Origin of the sequence: Pantoea sp. sgz302252, from assembly GCF_047713085.1 — a bacterium.
Taxonomy (GTDB): Bacteria; Pseudomonadota; Gammaproteobacteria; order Enterobacterales; family Enterobacteriaceae; genus Scandinavium.
This window is the reverse complement of the sequence record NZ_JBLFJW010000007.1, coordinates 27,092-51,009: the sequence shown is the minus strand read 5'-3', so window position 1 is coordinate 51,009 and position 23,918 is coordinate 27,092. Positions and strand designations below refer to the sequence as shown.

General features: G+C 54.2%; 23 protein-coding genes. 16 read left to right on the top strand and 7 right to left on the bottom strand.

From position 1 onward, the window contains the following. Positions 1-184 precede the first annotated feature (184 nt). On the bottom strand, positions 185-502 hold the full coding sequence (gene bolA / locus ACLW56_RS07245; RefSeq protein ID WP_330983120.1) for a transcriptional regulator BolA: 318 nt from the start codon (positions 500-502) through the stop codon (positions 185-187). Between the two features lie 320 nt (positions 503-822). Here bolA and ACLW56_RS07240 point away from each other — a divergent pair, with 320 nt between their 5' ends. The 8 genes from ACLW56_RS07240 (at position 823) to ACLW56_RS07205 (ending at position 9,848) form a co-directional block, all read left to right on the top strand. Continuing rightward, entirely contained in the window at positions 823-1,401 is a 579-nt protein-coding gene (locus ACLW56_RS07240) for a lipoprotein (protein WP_330983119.1), read from the top strand. Between the two features lie 45 nt (positions 1,402-1,446). Further along, entirely contained in the window at positions 1,447-2,922 is a 1,476-nt protein-coding gene (gene ampG / locus ACLW56_RS07235) for a muropeptide MFS transporter AmpG (protein ID WP_330983118.1), read from the top strand. 468 nt (positions 2,923-3,390) lie between these two features. Continuing rightward, positions 3,391-4,335: a cytochrome o ubiquinol oxidase subunit II gene (cyoA, locus tag ACLW56_RS07230; protein WP_330983117.1), complete on the top strand. Its 945-nt coding sequence runs from the start codon at positions 3,391-3,393 to the stop codon at positions 4,333-4,335. Between the two features lie 18 nt (positions 4,336-4,353). Then, positions 4,354-6,345, top strand: a complete 1,992-nt coding sequence (gene cyoB, locus ACLW56_RS07225) for a cytochrome o ubiquinol oxidase subunit I (protein ID WP_330983116.1) — start codon at positions 4,354-4,356, stop codon at positions 6,343-6,345. Further along, on the top strand, positions 6,335-6,949 hold the full coding sequence (locus ACLW56_RS07220) for a cytochrome o ubiquinol oxidase subunit III (protein WP_330983115.1): 615 nt from the start codon (positions 6,335-6,337) through the stop codon (positions 6,947-6,949). The genes cyoB and ACLW56_RS07220 overlap by 11 nt, the downstream gene beginning before the upstream one ends. Further along, entirely contained in the window at positions 6,949-7,275 is a 327-nt protein-coding gene (locus ACLW56_RS07215; protein ID WP_330983114.1) for a cytochrome o ubiquinol oxidase subunit IV, read from the top strand. Before ACLW56_RS07220 ends, ACLW56_RS07215 begins: the two co-directional genes overlap by 1 nt. Before the next feature lie 11 nt (positions 7,276-7,286). Beyond that, entirely contained in the window at positions 7,287-8,174 is an 888-nt protein-coding gene (cyoE, locus tag ACLW56_RS07210) for a heme o synthase (RefSeq protein WP_330983113.1), read from the top strand. A gap of 309 nt (positions 8,175-8,483) precedes the next feature. Next, positions 8,484-9,848 carry an MFS transporter gene (locus ACLW56_RS07205; RefSeq protein WP_330983112.1) on the top strand — a complete coding sequence of 455 codons (1,365 nt, stop codon included), beginning with the start codon at positions 8,484-8,486 and terminating at the stop codon, positions 9,846-9,848. Positions 9,849-9,971: 123 nt separating this feature from the next. Here the strand turns inward: ACLW56_RS07205 and fucU are convergent, their stop codons facing one another. From fucU to ACLW56_RS07190, 3 genes are read right to left on the bottom strand one after another with little or no spacing between them, the layout of a single operon-like run. Further along, positions 9,972-10,400, bottom strand: coding sequence for an L-fucose mutarotase (gene fucU, locus ACLW56_RS07200; protein WP_330983111.1), 429 nt, complete (start codon positions 10,398-10,400; stop codon positions 9,972-9,974). A 1-nt stretch (position 10,401) separates the two neighbouring features. Then, on the bottom strand, positions 10,402-11,796 hold the full coding sequence (fucK, locus tag ACLW56_RS07195) for an L-fuculokinase (protein ID WP_330983110.1): 1,395 nt from the start codon (positions 11,794-11,796) through the stop codon (positions 10,402-10,404). Positions 11,797-11,841: 45 nt separating this feature from the next. Next, a complete protein-coding gene (locus tag ACLW56_RS07190; protein ID WP_330983109.1) occupies positions 11,842-13,620 on the bottom strand; it encodes an L-fucose isomerase in 1,779 nt (592 codons plus the stop codon). A gap of 377 nt (positions 13,621-13,997) precedes the next feature. Between ACLW56_RS07190 and ACLW56_RS07185 the strand changes: the two genes are divergently transcribed. From ACLW56_RS07185 to fucA, 6 genes are all read left to right on the top strand, one after another. Further along, the gene (locus ACLW56_RS07185; protein ID WP_330983108.1) at positions 13,998-15,497 is read left to right on the top strand and encodes a sugar ABC transporter ATP-binding protein; all 1,500 of its coding nucleotides are present in this window, start codon (positions 13,998-14,000) and stop codon (positions 15,495-15,497) included. A gap of 2 nt (positions 15,498-15,499) precedes the next feature. After that, a complete protein-coding gene (locus ACLW56_RS07180) occupies positions 15,500-16,483 on the top strand; it encodes an ABC transporter permease (RefSeq protein ID WP_330983107.1) in 984 nt (327 codons plus the stop codon). A 78-nt stretch (positions 16,484-16,561) separates the two neighbouring features. Then, entirely contained in the window at positions 16,562-17,512 is a 951-nt protein-coding gene (locus tag ACLW56_RS07175; RefSeq protein ID WP_330983106.1) for an ABC transporter substrate-binding protein, read from the top strand. Positions 17,513-17,537: 25 nt separating this feature from the next. Then, positions 17,538-19,133 carry an FGGY-family carbohydrate kinase gene (locus ACLW56_RS07170; RefSeq protein ID WP_330983105.1) on the top strand — a complete coding sequence of 532 codons (1,596 nt, stop codon included), beginning with the start codon at positions 17,538-17,540 and terminating at the stop codon, positions 19,131-19,133. Positions 19,134-19,187: 54 nt separating this feature from the next. Continuing rightward, positions 19,188-20,186: a LacI family DNA-binding transcriptional regulator gene (locus ACLW56_RS07165; RefSeq protein ID WP_330983104.1), complete on the top strand. Its 999-nt coding sequence runs from the start codon at positions 19,188-19,190 to the stop codon at positions 20,184-20,186. Between the two features lie 87 nt (positions 20,187-20,273). Next, a complete protein-coding gene (gene fucA / locus ACLW56_RS07160) occupies positions 20,274-20,921 on the top strand; it encodes an L-fuculose-phosphate aldolase (protein WP_330983103.1) in 648 nt (215 codons plus the stop codon). A gap of 54 nt (positions 20,922-20,975) precedes the next feature. Here fucA and ACLW56_RS07155 read toward each other — a convergent pair whose 3' ends face one another. Further along, positions 20,976-21,467 (bottom strand): YajQ family cyclic di-GMP-binding protein, encoded by a 492-nt coding sequence (locus ACLW56_RS07155; RefSeq protein WP_330983102.1) that lies wholly within the window; start codon positions 21,465-21,467, stop codon positions 20,976-20,978. Positions 21,468-21,611: 144 nt separating this feature from the next. Between ACLW56_RS07155 and panE the strand changes: the two genes are divergently transcribed. Beyond that, complete coding sequence (gene panE, locus ACLW56_RS07150; protein ID WP_330983101.1) at positions 21,612-22,526, top strand: 2-dehydropantoate 2-reductase; 915 nt, start codon at positions 21,612-21,614, stop codon at positions 22,524-22,526. Beyond that, a complete protein-coding gene (gene yajL / locus ACLW56_RS07145) occupies positions 22,486-23,079 on the top strand; it encodes a protein deglycase YajL (RefSeq protein ID WP_330983100.1) in 594 nt (197 codons plus the stop codon). Before panE ends, yajL begins: the two co-directional genes overlap by 41 nt. 55 nt (positions 23,080-23,134) lie before the next feature. Here yajL and ACLW56_RS07140 read toward each other — a convergent pair whose 3' ends face one another. Together ACLW56_RS07140 and ACLW56_RS07135 are read right to left on the bottom strand one after the other, a co-directional pair. Continuing rightward, complete coding sequence (locus tag ACLW56_RS07140) at positions 23,135-23,563, bottom strand: type II toxin-antitoxin system HicB family antitoxin (RefSeq protein WP_330983099.1); 429 nt, start codon at positions 23,561-23,563, stop codon at positions 23,135-23,137. Between the two features lie 3 nt (positions 23,564-23,566). After that, positions 23,567-23,749 carry a type II toxin-antitoxin system HicA family toxin gene (locus ACLW56_RS07135; RefSeq protein WP_330983098.1) on the bottom strand — a complete coding sequence of 61 codons (183 nt, stop codon included), beginning with the start codon at positions 23,747-23,749 and terminating at the stop codon, positions 23,567-23,569. Positions 23,750-23,918 lie beyond the last annotated feature (169 nt).

Here is a 23,918-nt window from a genome sequence, read left to right as displayed (position 1 = left end):
GTCATAGGGTACCGAATAAAAAAACAAGGAAAATCAATTTATTGATTTTCGGCTGCTCACCACAAAGAAGGAAAAACCACGCTTTTTCCTTCTTTGTCAGAAGTCTCTAACGGCCCAATGGGCCGTTTTCTCATTAATCTGTACGCAACATACTGGAAAAGTTCCGGCTGTTGCAAATGTGAATTTACGCGATAGTGCCCGCTCCGCGACACGGCGGTGACGCAAACACGGTGTCCTGTAACCCTTCCCACTCTTTCACCGTGTAGGTGTGCAGTGCCAGCGCATGTACGGTGCTGGACAATTCAGCGGTTAAGGTCCCGTAAATCATTCGATGGCGGCTAAGGAAACGCTCTCCGGCAAAACAGTCGCTAACCAGCACGACTTTGAAATGGCTTTCAGAGCCCGCCGGGACATTGTGGCGATAACTTTCGTCTGCCACTTCGAGGAATAAGGGTGAAAACGCTGCCCTTAACTTTTCTTCTATCTGTTCACGTATCATCATGAATTTACTCCTCCGACAACGCTGAGATGTCGCCTTTCCCTTTAAATGTTAGCCGCTTTTACCGTTTCCATTACATGAAGACAACAAAAATTTAGCTTTCGTCTGTTTCTCTCACGCAAAGGGATGAAGTTTGCTTTCAATGCCCTCCGAATCCTCGCAAAAATCGGCAGGAAATTGTGCCTGTGCGCAGAAATCACTCAACACGATGAATTTACATGCATTGCCCACTTCCCCTCTCTGATGGCGATGTTATGATGGCGGGAATTTTTCTCCGTAGAAAATTTTGCCCGTTGAACAACAGTGACGCTGAGAGCCAAGACATGTTAAAAAAAATCCTCTTCCCGTTGGTTGCGATGTTTATGCTGGCCGGTTGTGCCAAGCCGCAAACCACCATTGACGTATCGCCTAAAATTACCCTGCCTTCACAGGATCCAAGCCTGATGGGCGTGACCGTCAGCATCAATGGCGCCGATCAGCGTCAGGACCAGGCGCTGGCGAAAGTGACCCGTGATAACCAGCTGGTGACCCTGACCGCTTCCCGCGATCTGCGTTTCCTGCTGCAGGAAGTGCTTGAGAAACAAATGACCGCCCGTGGCTACATGATTGGCCCGAACGGTGCCGTTGATCTGCAAGTCATCGTTAACAACCTGTACGCTGACGTGTCTCAGGGCAACGTTCGCTACAACATCGCGACCAAAGCAGACATCGCCATCATCGCCACCGCGAAGAACGGTAACAAGATGACTAAGAACTATCGCGCGAGCTACCAGGTTGAAGGCGCATTCACCGCCAATAACCAGAACATCGCTAATGCGGTGAACAGCGTGCTGACGGATACCATTTCCGACATGGCGCAGGACACCAGCGTTCACGACTTCATCAAGCAAAACGCTCGTTAAGTTGATGACTGACCCGGCTCCGGCCGGGTCAGTCATCTAAAGCCCATGTCAAATCACTACCTGCGCATCTTCCAGCAACCTAAATCAGCCATTCTGCTGATCCTCGGCTTCGCCTCTGGCCTGCCTCTGGCGTTGACGTCCGGCACGCTTCAGGCGTGGATGACCGTCGAGAACATCGATCTCAAAACCATCGGTTTCTTCTCGCTCGTCGGCCAGGCCTACGTCTTTAAATTCCTGTGGTCACCGATGATGGACCGCTACACGCCGCCGTTTCTTGGCCGTCGTCGCGGTTGGTTATTAACGACTCAGGTGCTGTTGCTGGTAGCCATTGCTGCGATGGGCTTTCTCGAACCGTCGAGTCAGTTACGCTGGATGGCCGCGCTGGCGGTAGTGATAGCTTTCTGTTCTGCCTCGCAGGATATCGTGTTCGATGCCTGGAAAACGGATGTGCTGCCACCAGAAGAGCGTGGCACGGGCGCGGCGATTAGCGTGCTGGGTTATCGCCTGGCGATGCTGGTTTCTGGCGGCCTGGCGCTGTGGTTGGCCGATCAATGGCTTGGCTGGCAAGCGATGTACTGGCTGATGGCCGCGCTGATGATCCCTTGCATCATCGCCACCTTAATGGCGCCGGAACCCAGCGACGTTATTCCTGCCCCGAAAACGCTGGAACAAGCTGTGGCTGAGCCACTGCTGGATTTCTTTGGCCGCAATAACGCCTGGCTGATTCTGCTGCTGATCGTCCTTTATAAGTTGGGCGATGCGTTTGCCATGAGTCTGACCACCACATTCCTGATCCGCGGCGTCGGCTTTGATGCCGGTGAAGTGGGCGTGGTGAATAAAACGTTGGGGCTGTTTGCCACCATCCTCGGCGCGCTGTACGGCGGGGTGTTAATGCAACGTCTGTCGCTGTTCAGGGCTTTGCTGATTTTCGGTATTTTGCAGGGCGCATCGAACGCGGGTTACTGGCTGCTGTCGGTCACCGATAAGAGCATGTTCAGCATGGGCAGCGCCGTCTTCTTCGAAAACCTGTGCGGCGGGATGGGCACCTCGGCGTTTGTTGCCTTATTAATGACCCTCTGCAACAAGTCGTTTTCTGCAACACAGTTTGCCCTGCTTTCTGCCCTGTCTGCCGTTGGGCGTGTCTATGTCGGCCCAATTGCCGGTTGGTTTGTGGAAGCGCACGGCTGGCCAACCTTCTATATGTTCTCTGTCGTTGCCGCCGTTCCCGGTATTTTACTGCTGCTGCTGTGTCGTCAGACGCTGGAATACACCTGGCAAACAGAAAGCTTTATGCCACGCACGGAATTTAAATCGGCCTATTCATTGGCGTTGTTGGTTCTGACCCTGGGCTGTCTTGTCCTGGCCGTCTGGCTTCTGCTGCTGGTGTTGAACGCCCTGGATCTGACCAACTTCTCCTTCCTCACCGACATGCTGGAAGTCGGCGCTTTTATTGCCATTGGCGGCATTGTCTTTGGCGGCCTTTTGGATGCGCTGGCATTACGGAAAACACGCCTTGCCTGAACAATAAATAAGCAAAGCAGCCGTTGTAATCACCTCGGGTAATTATAACGGCCGTCAGTCATTCACTTTTTTCGATTGTTATTTTGTGCGTTATCTAATTTCGGAAATTACTGGCGCTTTTCGCATTTCGGCTTATTCCCTTAACCGATTCAGCTTGAGGCCATTTATTTTATTGTTTTTTCATTGTCGTTTGTTTGATAATTTATTGTTAATTATTTGTTTGTTTTTGGCGCCATTTATAGCCCAAGCTCCAGAAACCAGATTATTCAACCCCGTTTAGTTATAACGCCGCGCGAATGCGCTATCTGCCTGGATTTTAGACATAATCGGTAACATCTGTGACAGCCCCGGCAGAACCCAGTAACAGCCCAAAGACACTTCTCCAATCATGTTTACAGTAATGTAACCTTCCCGTAAAATGCCCCCACACTTTAAACGCCACCAGATCCCGTGGAATTGAGGTCGTTAATGAGACTCAGGAAATACAATAAAAGTTTGGGATGGTTGTCATTACTCGCAGGCACTGTATTACTCAGTGGCTGTGATTCTGCGCTACTTGACCCCAAAGGACAGATTGGACTGGAGCAACGTTCTTTGATACTGACGGCTTTTGGCCTGATGTTGATTGTCGTTATTCCCGCCATCTTGATGGCAGTTGGTTTCGCCTGGAAGTACCGTGCGAGCAATAAAGATGCGAAGTATAGCCCTAACTGGTCACACTCCAATAAAGTGGAAGCTGTGGTCTGGACAGTGCCTATTCTTATCATCCTGTTCCTTGCCGTTCTCACCTGGAAGACCACTCACGCGCTTGAGCCTGGCAAACCGCTGGCCCATGACGAAAAACCAATGACCATCGAAGTGGTCTCCATGGACTGGAAATGGTTCTTCATTTATCCGGAACAGGGTATTGCGACTGTTAACGAAATCGCCTTCCCGGCGAACGTGCCAGTCCAGTTCAAAGTCACCTCCAACTCCGTGATGAACTCGTTCTTTATCCCGCGTTTGGGTAGCCAGATTTATGCGATGGCCGGTATGCAGACTAACCTGCACCTGATCGCCAATGAAGCAGGCACCTACGACGGTATCTCCGCCAGCTACAGTGGCCCGGGCTTCTCTGGAATGAAGTTCAAAGCCATTGCCACACCTGATCGCGCGGGTTTCGATCAGTGGGTCGCGAAAGTGAAACAGTCTCAGAGCACCCTGAACGACATGGCTGCGTATGACAAACTGGCCGCACCGAGCGAATACAACAAGGTGGAATACTTCTCCAGCGTGCAACCTGATTTGTTCAAAGATGTGATTAACAAATTCATGGGTCACGGTCACATGGACATGAGCCAACCTGCCGGTGAGCACGCCTCACACGAAGGGATGGAAGGCATGGACATGAGTCACGCGGAAACCGCTCACTAAGGGGCCGAGGAAGAAACGATGTTCGGAAAATTAACACTGGATGCAGTGCCCTACCACGAACCCATTATCGTGGTTACGGTGGCTGCCATTATCATCGGTGGGGCAGCCTTACTGGGCTTGATCACTTACTTCGGTAAGTGGACCTACCTGTGGAAAGAGTGGCTGACGTCTGTCGACCATAAAAAGCTCGGTATCATGTACTGCATCGTCGGTATCGTGATGCTGATTCGTGGCTTTGCTGACGCCATCATGATGCGTAGCCAGCAGGTCCTTGCCTCAGCCGGTGAAGCAGGCTTCTTGCCACCGCACCACTACGATCAGATCTTTACCGCACACGGCGTTATCATGATCTTCTTCGTGGCGATGCCGCTGGTTATCGGCCTGATGAACGTGGTTGTTCCACTGCAGATCGGCGCGCGCGACGTTGCGTTCCCGTTCCTGAACAACCTGAGCTTCTGGTTCACTGTCGTCGGCGTTATCCTGGTTAACCTGTCTCTCGGTGTGGGCGAATTCGCGCAGACCGGCTGGCTGGCCTATCCACCGCTGTCGGGCATTGAGTACAGTCCGGGCGTAGGGGTCGATTACTGGATTTGGGCCCTTCAGCTCTCCGGTATCGGTACGACGCTGACCGGGATCAACTTCTTTGTGACCATCATCAAGATGCGTGCGCCTGGCATGACCATGTTCAAGATGCCTGTTTTCACCTGGGCTTCTCTGTGCGCTAACGTCCTGATTATTGCCTCCTTCCCCATCCTGACTGTCACCATCGCGCTGCTGACCCTTGACCGTTATATCGGTACCCATTTCTTCACTAATGAAATGGGCGGCAACATGATGATGTACATCAACCTGATCTGGGCCTGGGGCCATCCGGAAGTGTACATTCTGGTGCTGCCGGTGTTTGGTGTGTTCTCCGAAGTGGCGGCCACCTTCTCCCGTAAGCGTCTGTTTGGTTACACCTCACTGGTGTGGGCCACCGTCTGTATTACCGTTCTGTCGTTCATCGTTTGGTTGCACCACTTCTTCACCATGGGTGCAGGCGCGAACGTAAACGCCTTCTTCGGTATTGCGACCATGATTATCGCGATCCCTACCGGGGTTAAGATCTTCAACTGGCTGTTCACCATGTATCAGGGCCGGATCGTGTTCCATTCTGCGATGCTGTGGACCATCGGTTTTATCGTGACCTTCTCGGTCGGCGGTATGACTGGCGTTCTGCTGGCGGTGCCGGGTGCGGACTTCGTGCTGCACAACAGCCTGTTCCTGATTGCCCACTTCCATAACGTGATTATCGGTGGTGTGGTGTTCGGTTGCTTCGCGGGTATCACCTACTGGTGGCCGAAAGCCTTTGGCTTCACCCTGAACGAGACCTGGGGCAAACGCGCCTTCTGGTTCTGGATAATCGGCTTCTTCGTGGCCTTTATGCCGCTGTACGTGCTGGGCTTCATGGGGATGACCCGTCGCCTGAGCCAGCAGATTGATCCGCAGTTCCACCCTATGCTGGTTGTTGCAGCCTGTGGTGCAGCGCTGATTGCCTGTGGTATCGCGTGCCAGCTGATTCAGTACTACGTGTCTATTCGCGACCGCGAGCAGAACCGTGACCTGACCGGTGACCCGTGGGGCGCGCGTACGCTGGAGTGGGCAACCTCTTCTCCGCCTCCGTTCTATAACTTTGCCATTGTGCCGCAGATTCATGAGCGTGACGCATTCTGGGAAATGAAAGAGAAAGGCGAAGCGTACAAGCAACCTGCGAGCTATGAAGAAATCCATATGCCGAAAAACAGCGGTGCGGGCATCGTGATTGCCGCCTTCGCTACGGTATTCGGTTTTGCCATGATCTGGCATATCTGGTGGATGGCGATTGTTGGCTTCCTCGGCATCGTTATTAGCTGGATTGTGAAAAGCTTCGACGAGGACGTGGATTACTACGTGCCGGTAGCAGAAATCGAAAAACTGGAAAATCAGCATTTCGATGAGATCTCTAAGGCAGGGCTGAAAAATGGCAACTGATACTCTGACTAACGCGCACGCCCACGCGCACGACCATGGGCATCACGATTCAGGGCCGACCAAAGTCTTCGGCTTCTGGATCTACCTGATGAGCGACTGCGTTCTGTTCTCCATTCTGTTCGCGACCTACGCGGTGTTGGTTAACAACACCGCCGGTGGCCCGGCAGGGAAGGACATTTTCGAGCTGCCGTTCGTTCTGGTTGAGACGGCTCTGCTGCTGTTCAGCTCCATCACTTATGGCATGGCGGCGATCGCCATGTATAAGAACAACAAGAGCCAGGTTATCGCCTGGCTGGCGTTGACCTGGCTGTTCGGTGCAGGCTTCATCGCGATGGAAATCTATGAATTCCATCACCTGATCGTAGAAGGTATGGGTCCGGATCGCAGTGGCTTCCTGTCCGCGTTCTTCGCGCTGGTCGGGACTCACGGTCTGCACGTGACCTCTGGTCTTATCTGGATGGCGGTACTGATGTTCCAGATTAGCCGTCGCGGCCTGACCAGCACTAACCGTACTCGTATCCTGTGCCTGAGCCTGTTCTGGCACTTCCTGGACGTCGTGTGGATCTGCGTGTTCTCTGTAGTTTATCTGATGGGGGCGATGTAATGAGTCATTCAACCGATCATGGCGCGTCTCACGGCAGCGTAAAAACTTACATGACAGGGTTTATCCTGTCGATCATCCTGACGGCTATCCCGTTTGCGATGGTGATGAACGGCTCTGCGTCCCACGTTGTGCTGATTGGCACTGTGCTGTTGACCGCTGTGGTGCAGATTCTGGTGCATCTGGTGTGCTTCCTGCACATGAACAGCAAGTCTGATGAGGGCTGGAACCTGACGGCCTTCATCTTTACTGTACTGATCATCGCCATTGTGGTGATAGGCTCCATCTGGATCATGTGGAACCTTAACTACAACATGATGGTTCGATAAGAGCGGCGAGTATGATTAAGCAATACCTGCAAGTTACAAAACCCGGCATCATCTTCGGTAACCTGATCTCGGTGATCGGCGGATTCCTGTTGGCCTCCAAAGGCCACATCGATTACCCGCTGTTTATCTCCACCCTGATCGGCGTGTCCCTGGTCGTTGCATCCGGTTGTGTATTCAACAACTACATCGACAGGGATATCGACAAGAAGATGGAACGAACCAAAAATCGGGTGCTGGTCAAAGGCCTGATTTCTGCGAACGTTTCGCTGGCGTATGCCACTCTGTTGGGTATTGCTGGCTTCGCGCTGCTGTGGTTCGGCGCTAACCCGCTGGCCTGCTGGCTTGGCGTGATGGGGTTCGTGGTTTATGTTGGCGTTTACAGCCTGTACATGAAGCGCAACTCCGTGTACGGCACGCTGATTGGATCCCTGTCAGGCGCAGCGCCGCCGGTGATTGGCTACTGTGCCGTCACCGGTAACTTTGACAGCGGTGCGGCTATTCTGCTGGCTATCTTCAGCCTGTGGCAAATGCCTCACTCCTACGCCATCGCGATTTTCCGCTTTAAGGATTATCAGGCGGCGAACATCCCGGTTCTGCCGGTGGTGAAAGGGATCTCCGTTGCCAAAAACCACATCACGCTCTACATCATCGCCTTTGCTGTGGCGACCCTGATGCTCACCCTCGGCGGCTATGCAGGCTATAAATACCTGATTGTCGCGGCAGCGGTCAGCGTCTGGTGGCTTGGCATGGCATTACGCGGATACAAAGTGGCCGATGACAGAATCTGGGCGCGCAAGCTGTTTGGCTTCTCTATCATCGCGATCACTGCCCTTTCCGTGATGATGTCCGTCGACTTTATGGTGCCGGATTCTCATTCTGTGCTGGCTTACCTCTGGTAAACCGGACGAAATGAATAAAAGGGTGCTTCGGCACCCTTTACATTATGAAAAATAAGGAAAAAGCGTGGTTTTTCCTTATTTTTAGTTAGCAGCCGAAAATCAATAAATTGATTTTCCTGATTTTATGATGGGTGCCATTTTCTCGATCAAAAATTGATTGAGCGTATCGCCTCTATAAAAGGGTGCTTCGGCACCCTTTTTTATTCATGTTATCAATAAAATCCCAATGTAATATTTGCTAATCAACCGCCTGTTTACCCTGCCCTTCCCCGGCCTTACACTAAGCGCTGCTTTTATATTGAGGTGGAAATGAACGATTTTAAAATGACACCGGGGGAACTGCGCGCAACCTGGGGTTTAGGGACCGTATTCTCGCTGCGCATGCTCGGCATGTTTATGGTTCTGCCCGTTCTGACCACTTACGGCATGGCGCTTCAGGGCGCGAGCGAAGCGCTGATTGGCCTGGCTATCGGCATTTACGGTCTGGCTCAGGCTGTGTTTCAAATCCCGTTTGGCCTGCTTTCTGACCGGATTGGCCGCAAACCGCTGATTGTCGGCGGCTTACTGATTTTTGTCCTCGGCAGCGTGATTGCCGCTCTCTCGGATTCCATCTGGGGCATTATTCTTGGCCGGGCATTACAGGGCTCAGGGGCGATTGCCGCCGCCGTTATGGCCCTGCTTTCCGACCTCACCCGCGAACAGAACCGCACCAAGGCGATGGCCTTTATCGGCGTCAGCTTCGGGGTCACTTTCGCTATCGCGATGGTGCTTGGCCCGATAGTGACCCACAAGCTGGGTCTGCACGCGCTGTTTTGGATGATCGCCGGGCTGGCGACGCTCGGTATTCTGCTGACCCTCTGGGTGGTGCCCAACAGCGAAAACCATGTGCTGAACCGCGAGTCTGGCATGGTGAAAGGCTGCTTCAGCAAAGTGCTGATGGAGCCAAAGCTACTGAAGCTGAACTTCGGCATTATGTGCCTGCACATCCTGCTGATGTCGACGTTTGTCGCCCTGCCCGGCCAGCTCGAAGCCGCAGGTTTCCCGGCCGCCGAACACTGGAAAATCTATCTGGTGACAATGCTGATTTCGTTTGTCTCCGTCGTGCCGTTCATCATCTACGCCGAAGTGAAACGCCGCATGAAGCGCGTGTTCCTGGTGTGCATCGCCCTGATTTTGATTGCAGAAATTGTGCTGTGGGGTTCCGGTTCTTACTTCTGGGAGCTGGTCGCAGGCGTGCAGCTGTTCTTCCTGGCGTTTAACCTGATGGAAGCCCTGCTGCCCTCGCTTATCAGTAAGGAATCCCCGGCCGGGTACAAAGGCACCGCGATGGGTATCTATTCCACCAGCCAGTTCCTCGGCGTGGCGATTGGTGGCTCACTGGGCGGCTGGGTTGATGGCATCTTTGATTCACAAACCGTCTTTTTGATGGGTGCGTTACTGGCAACGGTTTGGCTGCTGGTCGCCATGACGATGCAGGAACCGCCTTACGTCAGTAGCCTGCGAGTCGCCATTCCGGATGATGTAGACGAAGACGAAGCGTTGAAAACTCGTCTGCTGGCAAAAGAAGGCGTGAAAGAAGTGTTGGTGGTTGCGGCGGAACGTTCTGCCTATGTCAAAATTGACAGCAAAGTGACCAACCGCTTTGAAGTGGAGCAGGTTATCAAAGCCGTTTGATTCACAAATTGCCGGGTGGCTTGATTGCCGGTCGTCTGGATTGCCGGGTGGCGGCTTCGCCTTACCCGGCCTACGGTTTCGTTGAATCTGTAGGCCCGGTCAGCGTAGCGCCACCGGGCAAAATCACGACTCCGGCGTCACCCCTTTCTTCAGCAAAATATTCCCATACTTAGCTGTTTCGCCGGTGACGACAATCGCAAAGGCTTTCTGCGCTCGCTCGTAAAAGGCAAAGCGATCGATTCGACTGACAGGCGTCATCTCACCTTCACCAAATAAAGCCTTCTGGTAGCGAGCCTCCACGCTTTTATCAAGCTGATCGCCTGCAACCGGGGCCATCATCACCAGGGGCTCAGCATAGCTGTCCAGTTCAAACAGCGGAATGACTGCTTTCAACAGCGCATCGATTTTCAGGCCATCCGCGCGAATCACCTGTGGCCCGATGCTGTGGGCGGGAAAGTGCGCATCGGCGAAAATGATTTCATCCCCGTGGCCCATTTCGGCCAGCGTTTTCAGCAAGTCAGGCGAAATCAAAGGCGAGATAGTTTTCAGCATGTCAGTTTTCCTGTGGTGTATAAACGCGGTAGCGGTAATCAACAGCGGCTCGTGCGACGCTGGCAGTTGGATAGAAACCGACACCGCTCCAGCCGTAAAAAGAAGCGCCAAGCACGGTGGTTTCTGCTTCATCCAGCACCTTCACCGGAATGCCCAGCGCATCGGCTTTCATCTGATTCCAGAGCGTATTGCGGCTTCCCCCGCCCACCAGCAATAATTCACGTGTTCTGAACCCCGCAGCCTGTTCCAGCCGGGCAAGATTGCCTTTCAACTGGCGCGTTAATCCTTCCAGCGCGGCGCGATACAAATGCCCGCGCGTGGTGCCTAAAGTTACGCCTTCCCAGCCAGCCTGCGGATGCGTTAACAGCTCACAATTCATCCTCACGCCTTCGCAACCCGCAGGAATGTGACGAGCCTGTTCCACAATGTCTTGCCACGGCGTTTGCGCATCGCCCAGCAGCGTGCGTAACCACTCCAGCACGCCAGAGGCCAGATACTGCATGCCGGGGTTGTACACGCCGGGTTCGCTGTCGAGTTCGCAGGTTGAACCGGGGCAAGCCGCCAGTTTCTGACTGTCGATAGTGCGGCTGCGTACCATCAGAATTTCCCAGGTGCCGGAAGAAAGCACAGGCTGATCGATATCCGCCCCTGCGCCATACAGCGCAAACTGAGTATCGTGGCCGCAGGAAATCACCGGTAAAGCAGGCGGTAATCCAAGAAACTCAGCCATCGTTGGAAGTAATTGTCCCACACATTCCCCCGGCATGACCTGCGGCGGAAAGAGCGACTCGGGAACCCCCATTAAATCGAGGATGGATGCGCTGAAATCCCCACTTTGCAGAGACAGCAGTTGGCTGGTTCCTGCCATGGTGCGGTCGGTGGTGAATTCGCCCGTCAAACGTTGATTAATCAACGAAGAGATAAACAGCCAGCGGTGTGCTTTTGTCAGCAGATCTGGATGGTGTTGCTTCAACCAAAGCAGCTTGTAGAGGGTGTTAAAACTAAAATGCCCGACGCCGCTGGTTTTTTGCAGCCACTCAGGGGAAACCTGTTGCAGGAAGGTGTTCATCACCGGTGTTGTGCGCGGGCATTTCCAGCTAATGATGGGATAAAGCAACTTTCCGGCGTTATCTGCCAGCGCACCGTCGACGCCAAAAGTGGTGACGGTCAACCCGGCAATTCTGTAGCCCATAAGCTGGGTCTGAACTTCCCGGCAACAATGAGCAAAACGCTGCAAAATGGCGTCCAGCGACCACTGGTGCCAGGTGGAGTCTTCAGCTGCAGACTCACTGGCATTGGCGATGCTTGCACGTGCGACGACCGTACCTTGCGGATCCAGTGCTATCGCCCGCACGTTGGTCGCCCCGCAATCGAGAACCAGAAAACAGTCTTTCATCGTCCCTCCCGATGAGCGCGAGGCATCACCCCGCGCTCTCATCCCTTAACGTTTATACAGCGGGCCGTAATTTTGACAGGCGCGATAATCCTGCCCTTCCAGATCCATGCCGTGCGCCGCCCACGCGGTAGGACGCCAGACTTGCTCCTCTTCGAGGTTGTGCATGCAGACCGGAATACGCAGCATCGCCGCCAGAGTGACAAACTCGGCGCCCACATGCCCGACCGTCAACACACCGTGGTTGGAGCCCCAGTTCGACATCACTGACCAGACATCTTTGAACGGGCCGTTGCCCGTCAGACGTGGCGCAAACCAGGTGGTCGGCCAGGTGGAATCGGTTCGTTGATCCAGCGTTTTATGCACATCCGCAGGCAATTCAATGCTCCAGCCTTCAGCAATTTGCAGCACCGGGCCAATGCCTTTAATGATGTTCACGCGCGTCATGGTGAACGGCACGCCGCCACGGGTCAGGAAATTAGAGGAGTAGCCGCCGCCGCGGAAATATTCATGCACCGCCGGGCACCAGCGCGTGGCTTCCAGACAGGCGTCCGCCTCTTTCTGGCTGATTTCCCAGTGCGGTTTTAAGGTTGGTTTACCTTCAGCATCAGTTTGCTGGGCGGTGCCGTCCAGCGCTGCTGAACCGGAGTTAATCAGATGGATAATGCCGTACTGAGCGTGACCGGTGAGCTCTTTCCCGGTAACTCGCTTAACCGCTTCCGGCGACCAGAAGGTGCGCACGTCGGCAAAAATCTGCGCGGTGCCAGTCATCAGGTGACCGAACAGCATCGCCACGCCGTTGAGGCTGTCGTTTTCCGTGGCAACCACATACGGCTGACGCACGCCGTGCCAGTCAAACGAACTGTTGAGCAGCGCTTCTGCGGTGTCGCCATTGGGATATTGATCCGTCCAGTGACGCTGCCCCTGGAAGCCCGACACGATGGCATTGTAGCCCAGCGCCTCTTCCTCGCGGCCTTTCTGCGCAAGCTTAGGATTGCCCTGCATCATGTCGCGAATGCAAATTGCCATCAGCAAACTTTCGCGCAGAATTTCGCGATTTTGCTCTTCGCTGCGGCGGTATTTGGCGGAATTTTTGTCTTCGCCAAAGCGGAATTTCTCTTGCGCCCAGCTCACCGCCAGCGCCAGTTCTTCTTCATCGTAAATCTGGTTATCCATGCGACGACGCAGTTCGGTCATGTCGACCGCCTGCACTTTCATCCCCAGCCACGATTCGAAGAAGTTATGATCAACTATGGACCCGGCAATCCCCATCGAGGTGCCGCCCAGTGACAGATAGCTTTTGCCCTTCATGCTGGCAACCGCCAGCCCTGCGCGAGCAAAGCGCAGCAGTTTTTCTTCCACATCAGCCGGAACAGAAGTGTCCCCCGCGTCCTGCACTTCATGGCCATAAATAGAAAACGCCGGGAGGCCTTTCTGGTTGTGTGCAGCCAGCGCGGCAGCCAGATAAACCGCGCCCGGACGCTCAGTGCCGTTAAAACCCCAAATGGCTTTTGGTCGCAGCGGGTCCATATCAATCGTTTCGCTGCCGTAACACCAGCAAGGCGTCACGGTGATGGTCAGCCCGACATTCAGCGCCGAGAATTTTTCCTCACAGGCGGCAGACTCCGCCATGCCAGCAATACAGGTATCGGCAATCACGCACTCAATCTGGCTGCCACAAGGGTGACGCAGCTTCTCCTGCAGCAGCGCCGCCGTGGCCTTCGCCATGTTCATGGTCTGCTCTTCCAGCGATTCGCGAATGCCCATCCGACGCCCGTCGATCACCGGACGAATGCCAATTCTCGGTAACAGTTTTTTCGATTTCATCTTCACTCCTCGTGATGGCTATTGCCCGTACAGGCACGGCGCGGTGGACCCGGCAGGCCGATTGAGCATGAAAACAAGAAATTGCTAACTCGAATTAGCTTAGAAGCGCTTTGAAATTTCGCTCAACTACTTTGTGGTTGATCTGTGAACGCCTTCACGATCAAAGGTCAAAATTCGATCAGCGTCAGATAACTCGTTTCAGCTAAAAAACAATAAATAGTTAAAATTCATTATGTTAAACAAATACGCTTGCACCGCGTCACAATTTAAAAACAAATAATTTGGCGAAAATTCCACCGTGAAATAGCTTTTATCAGCACAAGCTAATTCGAATTAGCTGCAAAGTGATTGCGATAACATCCGGAGAAAACCTAATGATGTCAGAGACTTTCTTGCAGATGAGCAACATCACCAAGCGTTTTCCCGGTGTGTTGGCGCTCAGCAACGTCAGTTTTAACCTGCGGCCCGGTGAAGTGCATGCGCTGTTGGGGGAGAACGGTGCCGGAAAATCGACGCTGATGAAAATTCTCTCTGGCGTTTATCAGCCCGATGAAGGCGAGATCGTTTTCGAAAATAATAAGGTGGCGTTCAGCGATCCGCTCAGTGCGCAGCACGCCGGGATCACCATTATTCATCAGGAATTTAACCTCTTCCCTGACCTGACCGTTGAGGAAAATATCTATATCGGTCGCGAGTTTCGTAAGAACACGAGCTGGCGGCTGGATGAGAAAAGCCAACGCCAGGCGGTTATCGATATTCTGGCACAGCTAAATCTTTCGATTTCACCGCAAACTCGCGTGGCGGATTTAACCGTTGCTCAGCAGCAGATGGTGGAAATTGCCAAGGCGATTTCTGTTAACGCCAAAGTCCTGATCATGGATGAACCCACGGCAGCGCTGACCGAGAGTGAAATCGAAAGTCTGTTTAAGGTCACGCGTCTGCTCAAATCTCGCGGCACCGGCATTGTGTATATCTCACACCGCCTGGAAGAGTTAGCGTTGATTGCCGACCGGGCCACGGTGATGCGCGACGGCCAGTTTATTGCCACCGTCGAGTATGAAACGGTGCAGATAAGCGAGCTTATCGCCATGATGGTCGGCCGGGATCTGGGCAATATTTACCCTAAACGCCCGCCACAAACCGAGAAAGTGCCGGTGCTGGAAGTGAAAAATTTGCAGCGCAAAGAGGTGCTTAACGACATCAGTTTCACGCTGCATCGTGGGGAAATTCTTGGCCTTGCAGGGCTGATGGGAGCCGGACGCACCGAACTTGCTCGCGCGATTTTTGGTGCCGACCCGATTGATGGCGGCACCTTAACGCTCAACGGCAAAAACATCGTGATTAAAGACGTCGCCGATGCCATTCGTCAGGGCATCAGCTATCTCACGGAAGACCGTAAAAAAGAGGGGCTGGCGCTCGGGCTGTCGGTGGAAGAGAACATCATGCTGGGCAACTACCCCGAATTCAGCAGCCGCTTTGGCAACGTGGATGAAAAATCCTGCGAGAAAACCAGCAGCGAATTAGTCAAAGCCCTGCGCATCAAAACGCCCCACCTGCAACAGGCCGCGCTGAACCTAAGCGGCGGCAATCAACAAAAAATCATTATTGCCCGCTGGATCTGCAAAGACACCGATATCCTGATTTTTGATGAACCGACCCGCGGCATCGACGTCGGCGCGAAGCTGGAAATTTACGAGTTAATGAACCGGCTGGTCGCTAAAGGCAAATCCATCATCATGATTTCGTCTGAACTCCCGGAAGTCTTAGGCATGTGCGACCGCATTCTGGTCATGCGCGGTGGCCGAATTACCGGCGAAGTTCAGGCACAAAGCGCCACCCAGGAAAAAATCATGCAATACGCGACGCTGGAGGATTAACCATGAGCATCACTGTCACCCCTGCAAAAAGTGAGCAGCACAAAATGAAAGTGAACAAAGCCCTGCTGATGCGTCTGGCGCCGCTGTTCAGCCTGATCCTGCTGGTGCTGTTCTTCAGCTTCAGCTCACCGTTCTTCTTCAACACCGAAAACCTGATGACCATCGCCCTGCAAACCTCGGTGATTGGCATTATGGCTATCGGCGTGACGTTTGTGATAATCACCGCGGGCATCGACCTGTCGCTCGGCTCGGTCGTGGCCTTTTCCGGCGTGGTCGTGGGCATCTGCGCAGGCTTCGGTTTGCCTCTGCCATTGTGCGTGCTGGCTGGCGTGTTGGCCGGTGGCCTTTGCGGCTACGTCAACGCGTTCCTTGTCACACGCGCGGCAATCCCCCCTTTTATTGCCACGCTGGGGCTGATGATGTCGGTACGCGGCATCAACATGGTGATGACCGACGGGCGCGCCATTTACTTCTCTGAATACCCGATGTTCAAACTGCTGGCTCAGGGTCGCCTGTTTGATGTTCTGCCTTACCCGGTGTTCTATCTGGTGATTGTGGCGCTGTTCTCCGCATACATCCTGAAAAAAACCGTCATTGGTCGCTATGTCTACGCCGTGGGCAGCAATGAAACGGCGGCACACCTTTCCGGTATCAAAGTACGCCGGGTCAAAATCTTTGTTTACGCCTTCTGCGGTCTGCTGACCGGTATCGCAGGCGTGATCCTCGCCTCGCGCCTCAATTCCGGCCAGCCGACTGTCGGTGTGGGTTATGAACTGGAAGCGATCGCTGCCGTCGTGATTGGCGGCACCAGCCTGATGGGCGGTATCGGCACCATCGGCGGCACCATCATCGGCGCCTTCATCATGAGCGTGCTGAAAAACGGCCTCAACCTGATGGGCGTCTCGCAGTTCTGGCAGATGGTGGCGATGGGCGTGGTAGTTATCGCTGCGGTGTATCTCGATACGTTGCGTAAAAAAATGCGTTAAAACAGCGTCCGGCGGTGATGCCGGACACCCTTACCTGCCCTGACGCCCAGGGTTCTTCCCTCAGTACGGAGTACAAAAATGAAAACCAGACAATTTCTGTATGCACTCTCTCTCGTCGCCGTGATGACCAGCAGCGCGCTGGCTAAAGATTACACCCTGCCGGTGGTCAGTAAAGGCTTCCAGCATGAATTCTGGCAGACCGTCAAAATGGGAACCGAAGCTGCGGCAAAAGAGCTGGGCGATAAAACCAGCTACGTTGGCCCGGCGGATGAAACGCAGATTGCGGAGCAGATCCAGTTGGTGGAAAACACCATGGCGCAGAAGCCGAATGGCCTGCTGCTGGCGGCACTCGACGCGAATGCCTTGGCTCCGCTGGTTGAAACTGCGAACAGCCGTGGTATTAAAGTCGTGACGTTTGACTCCGGCGTGGAATCCGACATTCCGGCAAGCTTCGTCGCCACCAACAACCGCAAAGCCGGGGCACAGGCTGCCGATGCGCTGGCCGAACAGGTAGGCGGAAAAGGCAAAGTCGGGATTATTGCGCACGTTGCCGGTACTACGTCAGCCATCGAACGTTCCGAAGGTTTTTCCGCGGAAATGAAAGCGAAGTACCCTACTATTCAGGTACTGCCGGTGCAATACAGCGATGGCGATCCGCAAAAAGCGATGGATAAGACTATCGATATGGTGCAGGCCAACCCGGACCTGGCGGGGATTTACGCCACCAATGAAGGGGCTACACTGGGTGTGGCGAACGCCATCGACAGCCAGAGCCTGAAGGGCAAAGTGAAAGTCATCGGGTTTGACAGCACTGAAGCTATCATTGGGTTCCTGAAAAGCGGCGTGATTCAGGGCTTTATGGTGCAGGATGCTTACCAGATAGGCTATCAGGGGCTTAAAGCGCTGGATGCAGCCGTGGCAGGTCAAAGCGTGCCGAAGCAAATCGATATTCCGGTGAAATATGTGAACGCGAAAAATATCGATACGCCTGAAGTCGACAAACTGCTCTACCCGCTGGGTAAAAAATAATGATAATCCCCGTTGAGGAATGAAGATGACTAGCAGCTATTTTGTGGGTGTGGATGTCGGCTCAGGCAGCGTTCGGGCTGGAATATACGACCGTCAGGGCAAGCGCCTGGCTTTCGCCACCCGCCCGCTGTCTCAGTTTCGTCCCGGCGGGAAACGCGTGGAGCAGTCGTCCGCTGAAATCTGGCGACATGCCTGCGAGGCCGTGCGTGAAAGCGTCTCGCTTGCCGATATCGACGCGGCCCACGTTTGCGCCATCGGCTTCGATGCCACCTGTTCACTGGTGGCTATCGATGCCCAGGGAAAAGGGCTGTCGGTCTCGCCTGACGGCAGCCCTGACCATGACATCATCATGTGGATGGATCATCGCGCCGATGAAGAAACCCACCAGCTCAACCGTACCGGCGACCCGGCGCTACGCTATGTCGGCGGTGAAATCAGTATCGAAATGGAGCTGCCAAAAGTCCTTTGGCTCAAGCATCACCATCCGCAAACCTGGGAGCAGGCACACCGCTTTTTTGACCTGGCCGATTTCATGGTCTGGAAAGCCACCGGCGAGGATGTCGCCAGCCTGTGCACCCTCACCTGCAAATGGAACTATCTGGCGCACGAACACCGTTTTAGCGACTCCTTGCTATCGGCGGTTGGGCTCACGCCGCTGCTGGATAAAGTGCCAACACGTATTCTTCCGCCAGGTGCTCGCGCCGGGCAACTTACGCCACAGGCTGCTGCGGAGCTTGGTTTGTCGACAGACGTGATTGTCGCCACAGGGATGATTGATGCCCACGCAGGCGGCGTTGCGCTGACTGCCGCAAAACCTTCTGGCACCGTCGCCCTGATAAGCGGCACCTCGAACTGTCACATGATCAGCCATCCTCAACCGTTAATGACACCCGGCGTTTGGGGCCCTTACTGGTCAGCGATGCTGCCGGATTTTTGGTTAACCGAAGGCGGACAAAGCGCGGCAGGCGCCCTGGTCGACTGGACGCTGAAAGAGCATTACCCCAGCGCGGAGTTGTTCGCCAGGGCCAAAGCACGAGATTGCCACCCTGTCGCACTCATCAATGAGTGGGTTGCGGCACTCGAAGCCGCAGAAAAAGACCCCACACAGAATCTGCATGTGCTTGCCGATCATCACGGTAATCGCTCGCCACGAGCACGACCGGACGCACGCGGTACGGTTTCCGGGCTGACAGTAGAACAAGGCGAAAGCGCCCTCGCCCGGCTTTATCTGGCCACCCTTCAGGCCATCGCCTACGGCACGCGCCATATTCTGGAAGTGATGCGTGAAAACGGGCATACCGTGGAACGCATCGCGCTGTGCGGCGGGGCCAGCCATAATCCTTTGTGGCTGCGAGAATATGCCGATGTCACCGGGTGCGATATCCAACTCATGGCGGAAGAAGATGCCGTCACACTCGGTGCCGCCATTACCGGCGCGGTAGCCAGCGGTACGTATCCAGACATGTCTGCCGCCGCAGGTGCCATGGTTCAACCAGGGCGGTCCATACTGGCGAACCCGGCCCGCCGGGCGTTTCATGAACGCAAATATCAGGTGTACCTGACCCTTTGGGATCACCAACAGCAGCTTAACCACCTGATGAATAACGACTATGATGCCTAATCCTTCTATGATGTCGGCTATGTTTTTCTTTATGGAAGCCTGCGGAGCTCAGTGATGGCCAAAACAGTGGAACAAATTGCCAATGACCTTAACCTGTCGGTGACCACCGTCCGGTTGGTGTTGGGCGGAAAAGCGGAACAGTACCGGATCAGCGTGAAAACCCAGAGCCGGATTAACCAGCACGTGGAACGCTACGGCTACGTGCTCAATCATTCCGCCCGCAGCCTGAAGCTGAACAAAACCGAGACGCTGGGCCTCATCGTGCCGAACATTTCCAACGTGTTCTTCGCCACGCTTGCTGAAAAACTGGAGCTTCGCTGTCGCCGTTCGGGGTATCAGCTGACCATCAGCTGTACCTATAACGATATTGATTACGAGAACAAGCTGGTGCAGTCGCTGATTGCCCGCAACCTCGACGGGCTGTTTATTGTTCCGACCTCGCTGGAAAACCAGCAGCATCATTTACGGTTGGTGAAAAAGCCGCTGGTGTTGCTGGACCGTGATTTTAAATTTACCGATAACGCGCTGGTCGAAAGTCATAACGCTGAAGGTGGGCAGAAACTCACCGAAGCGCTACTGGCCGCAGGCAAATCGCCGCTGTGGTTCCTGGTGGGGGATGCCGAACTGCCGAGCATCAGCGATCGTCTTACCGGTTATCTGAACGCGTTAAAAAAACACGGCATTGAGCATCAGGACTGGGTGCAGCGCGGCGCGGAAAACACCCCGGAAGGCGGCCATCAAATCATGACTCAGCTGCTGGATACCCATCCTGCGCCTGAAGCTTTTATTGCCTCGTCGTTGCCGGTTCTGGAAGGGGCGATTGAAGCCCTTCGCGACAAGTTCGGTGAAGTGCCGCCTGACATCAACATCGGTACCTTCGACGAACACCCCATGTTGGGGTTTCTGGCCAATAACGTCTGGTCGATGCAGCAGGATGAACATACCTGGGCCGAAAAGGCGTTCGAGATTATGCAGCGCGCCATCAAGGGCGACCCGGTGAATGAAACCGTGAAAGTAAAAATGAAACTGATTAAACGCGCTCGTCGCGCTTAACGTTAATTACGTCTGTTATGCCGCTGTCTGGAGAGGCCTGCGCTTCTCCAGTGGCTTCCTTTTGCCTCGCGTCACCCGGAGAAAGAAATGGAACGATCACAACTGTCACGCGAAATCATCGAAACCTGTCTGGAAATGACCCGCCTTGGCCTGAATCAGGGCACGGCGGGCAACATCAGCGCCCGCTACGATAACGGCATGCTGATTACGCCCACGGGTATTCCTTACGAAAAACTCACCGAAAACCACATTGTGTATGTTGATGCGCAAGGCCGCCACGAAGAGGGCAAACTGCCCTCAAGCGAATGGCGCTTCCATCAGGCCGTTTATCAGACTCGCCCGGAAGCGAATGCCGTGGTGCACAATCACGCCATTCACTGTACCGCCGTGTCGATTCTGAACCGCCCAATTCCGGCCATTCATTACATGATTGCCGCGGCCGGGGGAAATTCCATTCCCTGTGCGCCTTATGCCACGTTTGGTTCGAAAGCCTTGTCGGAACATGTTGCCGTTGCGATGCGCAACCGTAAAGCGACTCTGCTTCAACATCATGGGCTGATCGCCTGTGAACAGAATCTGGAAAAAGCGCTGTGGCTGGCCCAGGAAGTGGAAGTGCTGGCGAAGCTTTATCTGGCAACGTTAGCGGTCACTGAGCATGTGCCCGTGCTGCCGGATGAAGAGATAGCGATTGTGCTGGAGAAATTTAAGAGCTACGGACTGCGGGTTGAAGAGTAGCGGAATAAAAGCAGCGCCTCGGCTTCGAAAGAGCAGAGGCGCATCACGACCGAATTAATCGCGGAAGTTTTTGAACTGGAACGGCTGGCCCAGGTTGCCGCCGCGCACCAGCGCCATGACAGCCTGCAAGTCATCACGGGATTTACCGGTGACGCGAATTTCTTCGCCCTGAATCTGCGCCTGTACCTTGGCCTTGCTGTCTTTAATCAGCTTAACGATTTTCTTCTGCACTGAGCTTTCGATGCCGGTTTTCAGCTTCGCTTCCACGAACCAGGTTTTGCCGCTGTGGACAAACTCTTCTGGCACTTCAATGGAGTTGCCTTCGATGCCACGCTTGAGCAGCCTGGCGCGCAGAATATCCAGCAGTTGATTCACCTGGAAATCTGACTCGCTCAGGACCTTGATGGTCTCGTTCTTTTCGTTCAGCTCGATGGTTGCTTCTACACCGCGAAAATCAAAACGAGATTCGACTTCACGTGCCGCATTCTCTACGGCGTTTTTGGCTTCCTGAAGATCAACTTCAGAGACAATATCGAAAGATGGCATGTTTTATTCTCCCTCTCTTTTTGTTGCGATGCATAATACCCGCAACATCAGAGAACACAACCTGTTATACCTGTGTCTGCGGGGATGCGGTCGGCGCTATAATAGTAACATAACGCCTGATCCCTAAGCAGGTGAGGAGGAATAATGAAGATTACCGTGCTCGGATGCGGCGCCCTTGGACAATTATGGCTGACCGCGCTGTTCCGGCAAGGCCACGATGTTCAGGGTTGGTTACGCGTGCCAGCGCCCTGGTGCAGCGTGAACCTCCAGCAGCGCGACGGCAGTATCTTCAACGAACTGCTGACCGCCAACGACCCTGAGTTTCTCGCCCACAGCGACCTTTTACTGGTCACGCTGAAAGCCTGGCAAATTTCTACTGCCGTCAAAAATCTGGCCCCGTTACTGCCGCCGGGTTGCCCAATCCTGCTGATTCATAACGGCATGGGCACCGTGGAAGAGCTGCAATCACTGAAACAGCCGCTGCTGATAGGGATGACCACCCAGGCGGCGCGTCGTGATGGAAACCTGATCATTCATGTCGCCAACGGCATCACACACATTGGCCCGGCGAATACCATGGTGCAGGAATACAGCCATCTTGCCGACGTGTTGCAAGCCGCCCTGCCCGACGTGGCCTGGCATAACGATATGGGCAATGCGAGCTGGAAAAAGCTGGCCGTGAACTGCGTGATTAACCCGCTGACCGCGATTTATAACTGCCCGAACGGACAGCTTCGCGACTATCCACAAGAAGTGGAACGTATTTGTGCGGAAGTCGCCGCGGTGATGCAACGCGAAGGGCATCATGCCTCGCAGGAAGATTTGCTGTATTACGTCTGGCAAGTTGTCGACAGCACGGCCGCCAACATCTCATCGATGTTGCAGGACGTCCGCGCTGAGCGACAAACTGAAATAGACTATATCAGCGGTTACCTGCTGAAACGGGCCCGGGCGCACGGTATTCCGGTGCCGGAAAACGCCCGTCTGTTCGAACTGATTAAACGTAAGGAGAACGCGTATGAGCGCATCAGCGCTGGTTTGTCTCGCCCCTGGGAGTGAAGAGACAGAAGCCGTCACCACAATCGATCTGCTGGTTCGCGGCGGCATTAGCGTCACCACGGCGAGTGTGGCCAGCGATGGCGAACTGGCGATTGTCTGCTCTCGTGGCGTAAAACTGCTGGCCGATGCGCCGCTGGTTCAGGTCGCCGACGGCGACTATGACGCGATTGTGCTGCCCGGCGGTTTGAAAGGCGCGGAATGTTTCCGCGACAGCACGTTACTGGTTGAAACGGTGAAACAATTTCACCGCTCCGGGCGAATTGTTGCCGCCATCTGCGCCGCCGCAGGCACAGTTTTAGTGCCGCACGATATCTTCCCCATCGGCAACATGACCGGTTTCCCGGGGCTGAAAGACACTATTCCGGAAGACCAATGGCAGGACAAACGCGTAGTCTGGGACCCGCGAGTGAACCTGTTGACCAGCCAGGGGCCGGGAACAAGCATCGACTTTGGCCTGAAGCTTATCGACCTGCTGGTCGGACGCGAAAAAGCGTATGAGGTCGCTTCGCAGCTGGTGATGGCTGCGGGGATTTATAACTACTACTCTGAATAATCCTTGATGCGCCGGGTGGCGGCTATCGCCTTCCCCGGCCTGCCAAAGCCTGTCTTTAAGCTCGTTTTACAAGAGTGAGTTCCAACTGCCAGCCCAGCGCAGACAACGCTCCGGCAATGGTATCGATTTTGGTTGAGTGCCCCAGCGTCACGATGCGAGTCACTTCCTGCGGGCGGGTTTTCAGTTTACGCGCCAGCTCCGCCTGGCTGGTGCCGCTCTTTAGCATGGCATTCAGCAACAGCACTTTGGCCGTGATGCTGGCCGGGAGCTGGACAAACTCATCCTCAGCCTTAAGCGCGTCAGGCAGCGGGATCGCACGCTCATCTTCAAAGTAAAAATCCAGCGCTGTGACCAGGGCATCTTTGGCCATCAGCAATGCTTCCTCTCGGGTATCACCACAGGTCAGCGCTTCAGGGATCTGAGGGAAAGAGGCAAACCAGCCCCCTTCAACCTCATCTTTCTCAATCACCACTTTGTATTTCATTGTTTATTCCTCGCGCAGATTGAGTTGCTTAATGATGGCCTTGCGCAGCTTTTCGTTCAGCTCTTTACCCGGATGCCGTGGCATAACCGATTGACGGCCATGAAGGTAAATCTTCAGGTGATTTGTGCCTTCAACGAAGATGGCTCCTTGCCTTGCCAGCCACTGACGAAATTCCCTTTGCTTCATCAACCACTCCTTGAGTATAAACTTTTTTGTTTATTCTCAACACAAGAATAACGAGGTGGGTGCTTTTATATGCCTCGTATAACTCACTGTAAATCATGACTTTCATGATTTACGAGGCCGTTTCAGGAAAAGACATTTTAAGAATTAATCAAGATCTGCTCAGGTACGG